This window comes from Thainema salinarum CENA647 (genome assembly GCF_057732415.1).
Genome location: NZ_JBYJZJ010000022.1, coordinates 2,429,585 through 2,444,003, shown reverse-complemented (window position 1 = coordinate 2,444,003; position 14,419 = coordinate 2,429,585). Strand labels below are relative to the sequence as shown.

Here is a 14,419-nt window from a genome sequence, read left to right as displayed (position 1 = left end):
TGAGACAGCCTCTCAGGCTAGGGGTGAGTACATCGTAAAGCCCTGCGATCGCAAATAGCCAACAACGACAGCCAATAAAGACAGTCAAAGGGAGCCAAGCGCTACTGGGGCAGTGCGTTCAGGCGCTCACTAAAGTAGCGGCTATAGAGTTCGCAACTGGGAATTGCCTGATTACTTTGTAACCGAACCAAACCGAGACTCTGCAATTTAAAGGCTTGGGTTAAATCCAGGTTAACGGGCTGTTTCGCCGCAACGACCTGAGCAAAGGCCGCAGATAGATCGCTATTTTGCTGGAGACTCCAAAGCTGACGCTGGAGATGATCTTCATAAATGCCAGATGCGATCGCACTTGAGTTGATCACTTGCTCAAACGTCACGTCCTGATGCCATAGGTGATAAAACGCCAGTTGTACCAGATATGGATAGCCCCCCGTAAACTGCATCAGCTGCTCATTCTGTACCGCTGACCATGCCAGTTCATACTTTTGGGCCAAGTCACACACCTGCTCTGGACTCAGCGCGTCCAGTTCAACCGGCAAGCCCACATTAAACGGCGACTTATTCACATTCAGCGGGATATAAACCTCGGTAGAATGCGCCACCACCAAGCGCAACTGCTTCCAAATATCGCGATTTTTGGCTTCTTCATGCCAAGCCCGCAGTAATCCAAAGAACTCATCGGCTAAATCGGGATACTGGAACAATCGATCTACGTCGTCTAGTGCCAGTACCAGCGGCTGATTTAGCTTGGTCAGAATATATTGCTCAAAGTAGATCTTGCAGCTAATCTTGCTGCCAAATAGGTCGTCCCAATACTCATTCAGCTGATTAGGCAGGTGAACCCCCAAGCCCACATTGGCGCAAAACCAGCGCAGAAACAGATCGAGGTCTTCAAAAATGTCTTTGTCCGCCAGCTGGAAACTGAGCGAAACGGTTTTACATCCCTGCTGGGCTGCTCGATGCAGAATGCGGGACAGCAGCGACGTTTTGCCTACGCGACGAGGTGCTTTGATGCGTACCAGGCCACCCGGCTGCAGCACCGTTTTGTAGCACTCTGGCTCAATTCCCGCACGCTCAACGTAGAACGTCGAGCCAATAGGAACCTGGCCTCCAGGCGGATCGGGCTCTAGGTCACCGCTCACCATTTCGTCAGCTAGATCGCTATCGGTAGCGCCCGCGCTGCCTTCAACCTCCACGTCATCTAAATCATCCGGATAAAAGAAATCGCCAGTGTCTAACGTCAGGTTAAAGGCGCGAAAACAGTACTTTAGCGTTTGCTTATCGACCTTGGATTCGCAGGCCAGCACTTTCATCAGAGTATCAACGGCGAGCCCAGTTCGTTCACTTAGCGCTTCCAGCGTGTAGCGATTACCGTGGTTATTTTCAAATTCGGCATCGGTTTTGGCTTGCTGTAACTTGTCAAAACCCTGCGGCGTCAGGATGACGCCCCGCCGTCGCCGTCGCTTTGGTTGATTCATGCTGGTTCCCTATTCGATCTGACCCATTCACACGATGTTTCAAAGTCTAGTATTGAGGAATTCTGCATTCTGCTGAAGATTTTTTTCAAAATCAACATATTCAAGCTAGCGCCGAGAGAAAAATGTATAAGCCGCAAATGCGATCGCAATCATCGAAAACGAAAACAGGGTAGTCAATGTGCCCAACGCATAGAGAGCGGGCGAGGTGACATTGGTTGTCATGCCAAAAATTTCCAGCGGCAGCGTATTATCCTGACCCGAAATCAGCGACGTGCGGGTGAACTCATCGTAGGACAGCGTAAACGTGAGTAGTCCCACCCCGATTAAACTCGGCCCAATTAAGGGAAACACAATTTCCCAAAACGTGCGACTATCACCTGCACCCAAATCCTTGGCCGCTTCTTCGTAGGACGGGTTAAAGCGATTAAAGATGCCCAGCATAATCAAAAACGCGATCGGCAGCGTCCAGGTTAAATGCGCTCCCAGTCCAGACGAAAACCAGTTGGTAGTGACACCTAGAACCTGGAAAACGACGCCAATTCCCAGAGAAATCAGAATACTGGGCACAATTAGACTGGAAATCGCTAGATAGAACAGCGCCGTCGATCCCTTGAATCGACTACGAAAGGACATACTGGCCATCACCGAAAACGCTGCCGCGATCACCATAACCACGATGCCCAAAATTAGCGATCGCTGAAACGGTTCAACAAAATTACCAACCCGCTGCTCTTGGAAAACCTGGCCTAACCAGTAAAACCCAAAGCTCCGCACCGGAAAGGTCAGCGTTCCATCTGGCCCCTGAAGCGACAGGATGAAAATCGTGAACATGGGGCCATAGAGAAAGATCACAAACAGCCCAAAGAACACGGCCAAAATGTAAAACGAGAGCGGCTTTTTCCTGAGTTCCATGAGTTTACTCATCAGTAATATGTGTGATAAGGATTGTGAATTCAATAAGCTCGATATTGCGTAGGGGCGGGTTTCGCCGTCAACTCTATGACATGGTGCAGATTGGTCTACTAAACCCGCCCCTACAATTTGCCAATTTATTAAATCCACGCTCCTAAGCGACCTGTAGGTTCCATCTAGAAGCAGCAGCTTTCTACAGCTCTTTGCGAATATCCACAACCCGCAAAATTGAAATTACCAGCATCATCGTCACAATCAGCAAAATGACGGCATTAGCCGCCGCTAGGGGATACTGCAAGCTGCCAATTTGGGTCTGAATCAGCTTGCCAACCGATGCCGCCTGTCCCCCACCCATCAGGCGCACCGTGACAAACTCACCCATCACTAGCGTCACGATAAAAATGGAGCCGATCGCAATACCGGGAGCCGACAGCGGCAGAACAACTTCTTGAAATACCTGCAATCCCGATGCCCCCATATCCTCAGCAGCGGTAACTAATGTGCGATCGATTCGCATCAGGCTGTTGAAAATCGGCGCAATCATAAAAATGATATAGAGATGCACCATCCCCAGCACCACAGCAAAATCAGAATACAGCAAGAACTCCAGCGGCTGATCAATGGCTCCCACACCCAGCAGCATCTGGTTAACCAGTCCCTCTTTGCCCAGCAGTGGAATCCAGGAAATCATGCGAATGATATTGGATGTCCAAAAGGGAATGGTACAGAACAAAAAGAGAAAAATTTGCCAGCGCAGATTAGTTACATGAAAGGATAAAAAATAAGCCACTGGATAGCCAATCAGCAGCGTTGCTAACCACACCAATCCCACGAACTTGAAGGTATTCAAGTATGTTCTCAGCGTCACATCGGAGCTGAAAATGCCTTTGTAGTTATCCAGCGTGAATGCTGGTGTCATGGAGTAGCCGTTGAACTGCCAAAAACTGACAATCCCGATCATCAAGATCGGAAAAACCAGAAACAGCAGAAACACCAGCGTCTGCGGCGTAACCAGGAAATAGGGCTTAAGCGCTTTCCAAGTGTTAGACATAGTTCAGATAGGATTACGACGCGATAAATTCGTTCCACTTCTGTACGAGGTAGGTATTCTCAGCCATTGTTGAGTTCCAAACGACGATATTGCCGAAGCGTTCATCGAAGGTACCACCATCTCGCACAGCCCCTTCTTTTTCGAGTGTCTTATCGAATGGGTCAACCATTGGCTCAGAGGCTGGCTTGCCTTCATACCAGAAGGCCCATTCTGCCTCAGACATATACTGCTTGGCCGTTTCCGGTGCCGCGCTGTAGTAGCCCTGGCGACCAAGGAAAGCACCCACCCAGCCATTTAGCATCCAGTTGATATACTCATAGGCCGCGTCTAGGGCAATACCTTCTAGGTTCTTCGACAAACCAATGCCGCCGCCCCAGCCGCGATAGCCTTCTTTCAGCGGAGCATAAACGCACTCAATACCTTGGGACTTCACTGCTGTCACCGCTGGCGACCACATGGATTGTAGGACGACTTCACCAGAAGACATCAGGTTGACCGACTCATCAAATGTCTTCCAGAAGGCTCGGAACTGGCCTGCCCGCTTCTGCTCTTTTAAGATTTCGGTCAGCTGGTCAATTTCGGCTCTGGTCATGTCGCCTTTATCGCCGAAGGTCATTAAACCCAAGGCTTCCACCACCATTGCTGCATCCATGATGCCAATTTGAGGAATGTCGAGGATAGAGGTTTTGCCGCGAAACTCTTCGTCAAATAGGTCACCCCAGCTTTGGATTTCGCGACCCACTAAGTCGGGTCGATAGCCTAGCGTATCGGCGTTGTACTGGAAGGGGATTAGAGTAGCGTAGTCCGTTGGCCCATCAGCAAATTCAGCCGAATCGGGGCCTGTCAGATACATCACTTTGTAAGGTGTCGTGCCCTGGGACTGTTCAACCGGCATGCCGTTAAATTCTCCCGTCCGGAAGAAGGATACGATTTTGTCCCAGTTGGTGATGCGGCTAATTTCAATTGGCCGTAAATTACCAGAGGGCACTACCAGCGGCAAGCTGAAGTACTCACCGTCAAAGATGTCGTACTGTTTCGGCTGAGTGATAGCGATCTGGTTATTTTCTTCGGTACTCAGGGCCCGCATTTCCAGATTGAAGCCCAGGTCTTCTTTGGCTTTATCCCGAATTTCGTTGATCTGAGAAACGCCTGTGCCGATGAAGCGAAGGGTGACATCCTTAATTTGGTTGGTGTTGACCTCTGGGCCAGTAGCCGGATTGTTGGGCGTGCCCTTGGGCGCAGACGAGCAGCGAGTTGCTGTTAAGAAAGCACTAGCAGCAAGACCCGTTTGAATCATTCGGCGACGAGAAATTTTAGACATGGTTGATTTTGAGTAGTAAGTTGACGAAACGTGATCAAGAATTCAGGTGAGCCCGTGAGTGAGGCCCGTGAGTGGGCCAGTTAATGGGGAAGATAAATGCAGTATTCTGCGGGCCAGTCGAGGACGACAACTTGGCCTTCCTGCATGGGTTCTCGCATCCAATCGTGGGTTCTGACTTTGTAGAGCACCTCCTGTCCAGTTTTTTCAAGCGCAAGGGAGACGCGGGTGACATAGCCTGTAAATTCAATGGCTGTAATTCGAGCTGTCACTCGGTTTGTGGCCGATGTGATTGGCAGATTGCCTGCGATCGCAATTGGGTGAGGGACTAGATGATCGGCACGAACGCAGCAAGCGGCTTTCGTGCCCGCTTGGGCAAACTCACCTCGACAGCACAGAATTCCAAGACCATCAACGGCTAGCTCAATCAGATAGCCCTGGCCGTCTTCGGTCGCTTTTTGCACCACGCCGGAGAAAATATTGTTATCGCCCGTGAACTGAGCGACAAACCGAGAGATGGGGCGTGAAAAGATTTCTTGGGGCGTACCAACTTGATCCAATCGCCCGTGATCCATGACCACAATTTGATCGGAGAGCGAATAAGCTTCGTCCTGATTGTGGGTGACTTGAATAAACGTCATGCCGAACTGGCGCTGGAGCTTGCGCAGTTCGCCGCGCGTTTTGACCCGCAGGTTTTCATCCAGGGCGCTGAGCGGTTCATCCAGCAGCAGGACTTGGGGACGAGTAATCAACGCCCGGGCCAGCGCCACCCGCTGCTGTTGTCCACCGCTGAGCATATTGGGTTTGCGATCGCTAAATTTCTCTAGGCCCACAATTTCCAACATTTCCTGAACGCGCACTTTGCGCTCATCGGCGGGCACCTTACGCATTCGGAGGCCAAACTCGATGTTTTGCCACACGGTTTTGTGCGGAAACAGAGCGTAGTTCTGAAACATCATGGCGGTGTTGCGCTTGGCCGATGGCAAGTTGTTAATCTTGGTATCACCAATGAAGATCTCCCCTTGCGTGATCTCTTCATGACCCGCAATCATCCGCATGGTGGTCGTTTTACCGCAGCCGCTCGGCCCCAGCAGACAGCAGTACGACCCAGCCGGGATATCTAAGGTGATGTTTTCAACGGCGGTGAACGAACCGTATTTTTTGGTAACCGAACGGAGGGAAACCCCCTGTGCAGTAGTCTGAAACGGAATTGAGGCTGAGTGTTCAGCGCTAGAAGAAATAACTTGAGCGTCCTGCATGTTTATGCTCCCAGGGAATACGGCATCAGCCTAACGTCAGGCAAAAGGATGAAAATACGTTTAAGCCGAAGAAACTGCTAGAGAAATGAATCTCTGCTGCACCACGTAACATCTAACGTCCTATTCAAAAAGCTTTACCAGGAGAGCACTGTATAATCATATACACTCTCGATTTGCAATCACTCTAGAGTCAGAATATGAGAGACGCAACCGTTTAGTTATATTTTTCAATGGTTCGATTAATAACAATCTGTCAATCAAGATCTTGCCGACGGGCCAGCAGGGCTGTACCATAAGCCGCTTCGGTTTGAACTGAAGGAAAAACGGGGACGCCAAGGTAGCGCGATCGCAGTTTTGTCCATACCTGATTCTGGGCACCCCCTCCCGCTGTAAATACCTGCCGAAGCGGAGATGCGCCCAACTGCTGCAAGCGGGCATAACCCTGAGCTTCAATCCGAGCCATTCCTTCTAGCAAACCCTGGAGAAACTGCACCGGATCATCCGGTCGGGGAGTCATGCGAGGCGGCAAATTAGGATCATTAATCGGAAATCGTTCACCCGATTTAGTTAGCGGGTAATAATCCAAGCCGCTGTCTTGCTCCGGATCAATCTGGGAACTCAGCTTCTGTAGCTCAGCCGAGGAGAAAAACTGCTGTAGCACCGCGCCCCCCGTATTCGATGCGCCGCCGACCAGCCAGAGCGAGCCGAGCCGATGGCTGTAGATGCCATATTCTGCCCGATCAACCCGCGTTTCGCTCAACAACTTAAGCACTAACGTCGAACCGAGAGAAGTCACCGCTTCGCCGGGATGTTGGGCACCGCTAGCCAGAAACGCAGCAATGCTGTCGGTCGTGCCTGCATATACGACGCAATCTGCGGGCAACTCAAAGCGCTGGCTAATCTCTGGCGTCACAGGGCCGATAACGGTACCCGGAGCCAGGACTTTAGGCAGGTGACTGCGTAGAGGCTGCGATCGCAACCAGTCGGGATAGGCAAGCTGCTGTACGTCATAGCCCAGCTTGAGCGCGTTGTGGTAGTCGCTGATGCCAAGCTGACCGTGCAGCAGAAAGCTAATCCAGTCGGCCTGATGCAGTAAATAAGATTCCTGAACCTGAGCAAAATCGGGCTGAGTCTCCCACCACAGCAGCTTCGCCAAGCTAGAAGTGGCACTCAGCACCACATGGTCAGCGGGCGCAAACCGACGAATCTGATCCAGCACCGCTTTGCCGCAGTCATTGTTGTAGAGCAGCGGCGATCGCACTGGCACACCGTTACGGTCGCAGAGCAAGACAGTTGAAGAGGTGCCGTTAACTGCGATCGCACTTATCCGGCAGCGAACTTCAAGCGGCAACTGGTCAAGTAAACTCCACAGCGCCGCTTGCCACTGATCCGGCTGCTGATCTGATTGCGAAAAAGCGCAACGGCTTTCGGACTGGATCTGACCGTCTGGATTAACTGCGATCGCTCTAGCTCCAGAGGTACCGAAGTCCACCCCTAGACAGAAATTGTGTAAATAAAGGTTCATAGACTACAACTTAGCCCTAATCGAGTTGGTTATAATACCAATCAATTAATAAAAACTAACTTCTTTTACGGTCAGATTCATACTTGATATGGACTGCGCGGATTACATCAAATGTGCTTTTGGTCAACCATCTCAAAGAGTCTAGGCAATGAGGCGCAAGCAATGCTTGTGTCTTTTTTTATTGCAAGCTAGCGGCTTGAAATATTTCATTTTCTAGACATCAAACGGAATGGAATAGTTTAGCACTGTATCTGTAGCTAGTCCTGATTTCAGATTAGGAGATCACGATGAATTACAGTTTTGATATTGTTGGTGTTTCGCCAATCTTAAACTTTTTCAACTATCAACAGCAGGTGGAGCAAAGTCCCCAGCGTAGCCGCACCTATGTCGGCAGCTACAAATGCACCCTGGACGGCTTCATTCAATCCACCGAAACCACCCTGCGAAAACCGGATTGGGACTGGGATCAAGTCATGGAAAGTATGGTGCAGTTTTGGCTGCACCACGAAGACGACATTCAGCATTGGCAGGAAACGCTGAAATCGGTGCAATCGAAGAGTCTGGTTGTGGGCCGCATTGCTAACTTTAATGCGGTTAGGACTGAGCTGGAATCGCTATTTGATGAGTAATAAATAATTAGGCTTTATTTCCAATAAAGTTTTTGGGGTTGAAAATTGTTTTGTAGCGCGGCGGAGCCGCGCTACAAAACAATTTTCGATAAGGTCTATTAATAATCGAGCGTTCGGCTAATGATCGTCTCCTGCATAAATCCACATAGATTCCGTTTGTCCAGCCTTTTTAAATCCACACTTTTCATAAAATGAAACGGCAGCTTGGTCAGCCACTAGGATCTGCATGTGAAATCCGTGATAGCGCTGCTTGAGAATGGCCATAATGCGCTGACCAACGCCTTGCCGTTGATAATCAGGATGAACGAGCAGATGGGGATAATAAACGACTAAAAAACCGTCTGAAATGGCGTTTCCAATACCGACTAGCTGTGTGCTGTTCCAAGCCGAAACGAGCGAATGAGAATGCAGCAAGGCTTGCTGGAGCAGGTCAGGTTTCTGAGCGGCAGACCATTGATTCGCCTGGTAGAGTGAAAGGACTTGCTCAATTGGAATATCGCGTTGCTCAGAAAACGTGATCATGATCGGCTTGTAGGATTTGTTAGTTCAATTTGTTGGTCAAGCATGATTATTAACCCAGACTATCCCCACATTGTCTTGTCCTTTACCTATCGCGGCTTTGAAATTCAAGTTGACCGCAGCACGTTTCAAGGACAGGACATCTACGCGGCCTGGGCGAATTATGCGCTGGGTTGCGCGGTGGCTGTGCCCTACGCACCGAGCCGAGCCGATACGATTCGCAAGGCAAAGCAATGGGTTGATCAGCGTTTGGCGTTATAGAACTTTAACAAATAAATTAAACCGAGCTGTGTGCTTCTCATGGATGAGGGCAATAATAGAGGTACAGTCTCCTTTATATTTTCTTCATGATCTATGCAAAAGCAAGGATAGATTTATCACGCTCCTATCATCAACCGTTAGGCCAACCATCAGACCGATTGCATCAATTCGGACAGCCACTATCAGTTGATTCTCCTTTCTACATTCAGCGCAACTTATGGGAAGAAACTGTAGGTGAAGAACTACAGAAACCTGGTAGCTTGCTGCGAATTCGTGCTTGTCCCAAGATGGGTAAAAGTTCGCTGCTTTTACGCTTAATCAGCCAAGCTGCTGCTGCTGGTATAACAACTGTGCAGATTGACTTTAGGCAACTTTCCAACTCTCACTTCAGTGACCTGAATGAGTTACTGCGCTGGTTCTGTACGGAGATTACACGTCAGCTTGGTCTAGAGTACAATTTGGAGGACTATTGGGATGATGAAATTGACAGTAAATTAAGCTGCACGATTTACTTTGAGAATTACCTGCTGGAACAGATTGATAAACCACTGGTAATTACTCTGGATGAACTAGATTGGATTTTTGAACAGCCTGCGATCGCACATCATTTCCTCGCCCTACTCCGGTTTTGGTACGAGCTAGCTCAGCGCGCTGGTGACTGGCAAAAGCTGCGGTGGATTCTGGCCTACTCTAGCGAAATATCAATACCGTTGCGGGTGGATCAATCACCATTCAACATTGGCTTACAGTTGAATCTGTTTCAGTTTACGCAGGAACAGGTGCATGAACTTGCTCAACGCTACGGTTTCAACTGGCAGGAAACAGATGTGAACCAGCTCATAAATATGGTGGGGGGGCATCCTTATCTTGTACACGCAGCGATTGCTCATCTCGCTCATAATCCTGAATTAAAACTCAGCCAGTTGCTGGAACAGGCCGCTACGCCAGCCGGAATCTATCAGTCTTATCTACAGCGCTGCTGGTCCATCGTTATTCAGCAGCAACCGCTGGTTGCAGCGATACAAGCTCTTGTGCGAGCAAAAGGAACCTGTCAAATTGCATCTCGCTTTGCCTATCACTTGGTTAGTTTGGGTATTATTCAACCAGCAGGCAGCCTAGACTATCAGTTTAGCTGTCAATTGTATGCCGATTATTTCCGCCATAGATGCGAAATTTGAGAGTCGCTCAATATTCCTGAGTAGATCCTGATATCAAATCTGTGTATGAGAATCCAATTCATTTTGTGTGAAATGCTCGCTTCGCGAGCATTTCACACAAAATGAATTGGATTTTCCACCGAATTTCATATGAGTAGATAATAAAGACATAAGGTTGTTGATCGGGTGTATTACATCTGTAGTGCATCTCCTGCCTTAGATTTCCTTAATCGCCATTCATGATGGAATCTGCGTTTTGCTATCAAGTTGGGGGTAGCCTTGCTCCCGAAGCCGCATTCTATGTGCAGCGGCAAGCAGATGAGGCGCTGTTTGAAGCCTTGCTAGCCGGACAGTTTAGCTACGTACTCGACTCGCGCCAGATGGGGAAGTCATCGCTGATGGTGCGCACCATTCATCGTTTAGCCCAAGCAGGAGTGCGCTGTGCTGCTGTTGATATTACCAGCCTGGGCAGTGATCAAACTACACCCAGCCAGTGGTATCGCGGTATGGTGGCTGACCTCTGGCGTAGCTTTAAGCTGTTTGGCCGCGTCAATTACAAAACGTGGTGGCACGAACAGGATGATTTGTCTCCTGTGCAAAAACTGCATTATTTTTTGCGCGATGTACTGCTGGAGCAGTTTCCGGCTGATCAGCTCTGTATATTTATCGACGAAACGGATAGTGTTCTCAGCCTTGGCTTCTCGCTCGATGACTTTTTTGCCCTCATTCGGTTCTGCTATAACCAGCGCAGTATTGACTCCACTTACGAGCGTTTGACCTTTGCCATTTTGGGTGTCGCCACGCCATCTGATCTGATTCAAGATAAAGTACGAACCCCATTTAATATTGGTCAAGCGATTGAACTGCAAGGGTTGCAGCTTAATGAAGCTTACCCACTACTGCCGGGTCTGATGCCCGATCGCGAACAGGCTCAACGCGTGCTAAGAGAAGTGCTGATCTGGAGCGGTGGCCAACCGTTTCTCACTCAGAAATTGTGCAGTATTATCCGGCAGGTGAACCATGACCTAGCCGATAATGCAGCCTTTCTGCCAATTCAGGCTGAATCACTGTGGGTTGAAGCACTGGTGCGCGATCGCATTATTCATCAGTGGGAAGCCCAGGATGAACCGGAGCATCTCCGGACGATCCGCGATCGCATCTTACGACCCGATAACCGGATTGGCCGCCGTTTGGGCATTTATCAGCATATTTTGCAGCACCAGTCTGTCCCGCTTGATCAAAGCTCTGCCCAAACGGATCTACTGCTGTCCGGACTCGTCAAAAAACAAGCTGGACATCTAGTTATCAAAAATCCCATTTATCAAGCTGTGTTTAATTTGGACTGGGTGGATGAGCAACTGGAACAGCTGCGTCCTTATTCTCAAACCTTTAGCGCGTGGATTGCTGCAAAACGTCAAGATCAGTCGCGGCGGCTGCGGGGACAGGCGTTACAAGAAGCTCAACTTTGGGCCAGAGACAAAGTTCTGAGTGATGCTGACTATCAATTTCTGGTAGCCAGTGAAGCCTGCGATCGCAAAGGGGAGCACGTCATCCGCTGGCGAGAGAATAAAGGTTGAGCTGGTTGTTCAGGTAAGCGCAGCGGAGCGCCAGAATTTGAGGAACATTCTGAGGGTTCCACTGCGCACCTGCGACCTGCACTCTGGCATCAATCTGCTTGATGAGTGATTCGACCGGGCCTGAGCCAATCGGCATCCCCTCTTGCTGGTAGTACCTGTAGTTGACAATCCGAGCGCGATGTCGCTCCAGATACCTCCCAAATCGTTGAGACTGCTGAGAGTTGAGCCCCGCAAACAGGGCACTGGCCTCATCGACCTGACCGTGCCACAGAAGGTGTCTGGCCTGGTTGAGCCGTTGAAGGGAACCGCCCACTTTATACAGGTTCTCCATCAGGTGATACCAGTCCAAGACCTCCTGGCGAGTGAGCCTCTCCATCTGTTGGTAGAGCGACCAAATGCCGCTGTGTCCGTCTCCTAAGCAGAACACAACACTGGCCCAGCAAAGGCTCCTGAGCCAGGCCAACAGCGCATCATTGTCGTCAAACCAGGCCATACCCACACCGTCACCGTCCAGCCGCACCGCCTTGTACTGCTTCCACTCGCTGGGCTCTCCGCTCGGAGTCACTAGGCGAACCATCCCGCCATCGAGAGCCATCTCCTTGACTGTCTCCTCTGGAGCCGATGACTCAATCGGATTGCGCCCTACGATGCGCTCGACACTCTTGGCGCTCACGGTGACCCCGGTGAGCAGTTCAACATCCCGACTCGCCTGCACGAAGGACACCGTTGCTCCCATCTGCAGACAACACAGCTCGACCAGGGGGCTGAACTGGACTCTGGGCTTGACTCCAAGCCGCTTGGCCTGCTGTCGGCCAACCTGCAATATGCCAAGGATGCTGGTTAGCTTTCGGGTTTCTCCTTCATCTTTGCCGACGCTTGTGTCGATAAAAAAAGACCTAAGTTGGGTGACACATGACGGTGCACTTGCTCACGGACCGTTTGCTCGATTTCGCCTAAGCTCGTCATCCTCATCCCCTGTTCCTTGGCGTCGTCATAGAGGATCTGTGCTAAAGCGTTGACGTGATGCTGCATTTGGTCGCGCTGGTCTGGAGTCATGTCAGGATCCGATAAGGGCACTCACTCCATTATATTTTCATCTCCTCAGCGGATGACGTGCTCCCATCGCAAAGAAGTGCAACAGGCCTTAGAAGCCGAACGGTCAGTTGCGATCGCAGCTCAGCTCCAGCAGCAGCAGTGGCATAATCGGCTCCAGAAGAAGCTGTTAGGAATTATCGGTGCGGCCTGCTTGGTTTCTGCTGGTTTAGGGAGCATTGCCGTCAGCGAATCTTATCGCGCTCAAGCCAATGAACAGCGAGCGAAAGAAAGTGAAGTAGACGCGCTATTGGCTTCTGCCCAAGGCTGGTTCGATGCGGGTAGGCGGTTAGATTCAATGATTCAGACACTCCACGCTGATCAGCAACTGAGGCAACTGCGCCAGCCTAATCCAGAGTTAATCGATCAGACAGATGCCGTGCTGCGGCGGATTATCTTTGGCATCAACGAGGTGAACCGATTTTCAGGCCATACTGGCGAAATTCAGCAAGTACTCTACAGTCCTGATGGTCGTCTGATTGCCTCTGCCAGTGAAGATGCAACAGTCAAACTCTGGCGACCCGACGGCAGACTATTGGCGACACTGGCAACACACGATCAGCGAGTTTCCGCGATTCAATTTAGCCCTAACGGTCAAATGTTGGCTGCTAGCGGTGGCAGTGGCACAATCCAACTTTGGCAAACCACAGGAGAACTGCTAAATACGATCAAGGCTCATCGTACCCCGGTGATTAGTTTGGGATTCAGCCCGGACGGAAATACGCTAGCCTCTGGCAGTATTGGTGGAACAATTCAACTCTGGCGACCGGATGGTACGTTGCTGCGCACCCTAGAAGGTCATCAGGCAATGGTGCGGGCCGTGGTTTTTAGTCCTGATGGTCAGATGCTTGCGTCTGCTAGTGCCGATACCACGATTAAGCTGTGGCAACCGGATACGGGGCAGCTCATCACTACGCTGAATGGGCATACATCTACGGTGACGAATTTGGTCTTCAGTCCCGATGGTCAGCGCATTGCTACTTCTAGCTCTGATAATACGGTGCGGATCTGGAGCCGCAGTGGTGAATTGCTCAAGACGCTAGTGGGTCACACCTCAGCAGTGACCAGTGTTTGCTTTAGTCCTGATGGCCAAATGCTGCTGTCAACCAGCGAAGATCACGAAGTCCGCTTTTGGCAACAGGATGGAACGCCGATTTTGGCTTTCCCAGGCATTACAAACGTCGGCAAGTCGATTGACTTTAGTCCTGATGGTCAATATCTAGTGTCATCGGGTCGGGGCGATGAGCAAGCAGTTCTACTCTGGAAATTTGATTCGCCTCTTTATTCCGTCTGGAGTGGACATACCGCTGCAGTTTTGGCGTTAGCCATGAGTCCCGACGGAAGCATTCTAGCCTCCGCAGGTTCCGATCAGACCATTAAACTCTGGCAGAATGATGGCACGCTGCTATCCTCGGTCAAAGCCCACAATGCACCCATCGTGAAGCTTGCGTTCAGTCCCGATGGACAAACCTTGGCGTCCACCAGTTTTGATCGCCAGTTGAAACTCTGGAAGCAAGATGGCGCTCCAGCAGCCATGAACCAGTTACAGTTAACGGCCCAAAGCGGTTTAGTCTTCAGTCCTGATAGTCGAACGCTTGCAGTAAGCGATGTTGATCAGTCCTAGTTCCACCCAAGTTTGTG

13 protein-coding genes are annotated in these 14,419 nt (G+C 50.3%); 5 read left to right on the top strand and 8 right to left on the bottom strand.

The window, feature by feature from the left end:
* Positions 1-101 precede the first annotated feature (101 nt).
* From AC286M_RS17705 to AC286M_RS17680, 6 genes are all read right to left on the bottom strand, one after another.
* Positions 102-1,478 (bottom strand): AAA-like domain-containing protein, encoded by a 1,377-nt coding sequence (locus tag AC286M_RS17705; protein WP_488205649.1) that lies wholly within the window; start codon positions 1,476-1,478, stop codon positions 102-104.
* 105 nt (positions 1,479-1,583) lie between these two features.
* On the bottom strand, positions 1,584-2,402 hold the full coding sequence (locus AC286M_RS17700) for an ABC transporter permease (RefSeq protein WP_488205648.1): 819 nt from the start codon (positions 2,400-2,402) through the stop codon (positions 1,584-1,586).
* Between the two features lie 181 nt (positions 2,403-2,583).
* Positions 2,584-3,441, bottom strand: coding sequence for an ABC transporter permease (locus AC286M_RS17695; protein WP_488205647.1), 858 nt, complete (start codon positions 3,439-3,441; stop codon positions 2,584-2,586).
* A 13-nt stretch (positions 3,442-3,454) separates the two neighbouring features.
* Positions 3,455-4,762 (bottom strand): ABC transporter substrate-binding protein, encoded by a 1,308-nt coding sequence (locus tag AC286M_RS17690; protein WP_488205646.1) that lies wholly within the window; start codon positions 4,760-4,762, stop codon positions 3,455-3,457.
* 80 nt (positions 4,763-4,842) lie between these two features.
* Positions 4,843-6,018 carry an ABC transporter ATP-binding protein gene (locus tag AC286M_RS17685; RefSeq protein ID WP_488205645.1) on the bottom strand — a complete coding sequence of 392 codons (1,176 nt, stop codon included), beginning with the start codon at positions 6,016-6,018 and terminating at the stop codon, positions 4,843-4,845.
* Positions 6,019-6,271: 253 nt separating this feature from the next.
* The gene (locus AC286M_RS17680; RefSeq protein WP_488205644.1) at positions 6,272-7,543 is read right to left on the bottom strand and encodes an FGGY-family carbohydrate kinase; all 1,272 of its coding nucleotides are present in this window, start codon (positions 7,541-7,543) and stop codon (positions 6,272-6,274) included.
* Positions 7,544-7,830: 287 nt separating this feature from the next.
* Here AC286M_RS17680 and AC286M_RS17675 point away from each other — a divergent pair, with 287 nt between their 5' ends.
* Positions 7,831-8,172, top strand: a complete 342-nt coding sequence (locus AC286M_RS17675) for a hypothetical protein (RefSeq protein ID WP_488205643.1) — start codon at positions 7,831-7,833, stop codon at positions 8,170-8,172.
* Positions 8,173-8,289: 117 nt separating this feature from the next.
* Here the strand turns inward: AC286M_RS17675 and AC286M_RS17670 are convergent, their stop codons facing one another.
* Positions 8,290-8,694: a GNAT family N-acetyltransferase gene (locus AC286M_RS17670; RefSeq protein ID WP_488205642.1), complete on the bottom strand. Its 405-nt coding sequence runs from the start codon at positions 8,692-8,694 to the stop codon at positions 8,290-8,292.
* A gap of 42 nt (positions 8,695-8,736) precedes the next feature.
* Here AC286M_RS17670 and AC286M_RS17665 point away from each other — a divergent pair, with 42 nt between their 5' ends.
* The 3 genes from AC286M_RS17665 (at position 8,737) to AC286M_RS17655 (ending at position 11,686) form a co-directional block, all read left to right on the top strand.
* Positions 8,737-8,952, top strand: a complete 216-nt coding sequence (locus tag AC286M_RS17665) for a hypothetical protein (protein WP_488205641.1) — start codon at positions 8,737-8,739, stop codon at positions 8,950-8,952.
* Positions 8,953-9,110: 158 nt separating this feature from the next.
* Positions 9,111-10,130 (top strand): AAA-like domain-containing protein, encoded by a 1,020-nt coding sequence (locus AC286M_RS17660; RefSeq protein WP_488205640.1) that lies wholly within the window; start codon positions 9,111-9,113, stop codon positions 10,128-10,130.
* A 218-nt stretch (positions 10,131-10,348) separates the two neighbouring features.
* A complete protein-coding gene (locus AC286M_RS17655; protein ID WP_488205639.1) occupies positions 10,349-11,686 on the top strand; it encodes an AAA-like domain-containing protein in 1,338 nt (445 codons plus the stop codon).
* On the opposite strand, the gene AC286M_RS17650 is transcribed toward AC286M_RS17655, so the two are convergent.
* Positions 11,658-12,742, bottom strand: a protein-coding gene (locus tag AC286M_RS17650) for an ISKra4 family transposase (protein WP_488203071.1) whose coding sequence is annotated in 2 segments (ribosomal slippage) — positions 11,658-12,556 and positions 12,556-12,742 — 1,086 coding nt in all. Because the reading frame shifts where the segments join, the coding sequence is not laid out codon by codon here. The two genes, AC286M_RS17655 and AC286M_RS17650, sit on opposite strands and share 29 nt — an antisense overlap.
* Between AC286M_RS17650 and AC286M_RS17645 the strand changes: the two genes are divergently transcribed.
* On the top strand, positions 12,741-14,402 hold the full coding sequence (locus AC286M_RS17645; protein WP_488205638.1) for a WD40 repeat domain-containing protein: 1,662 nt from the start codon (positions 12,741-12,743) through the stop codon (positions 14,400-14,402). The genes AC286M_RS17650 and AC286M_RS17645 overlap by 2 nt on opposite strands.
* Positions 14,403-14,419: the final 17 nt, after the last annotated feature.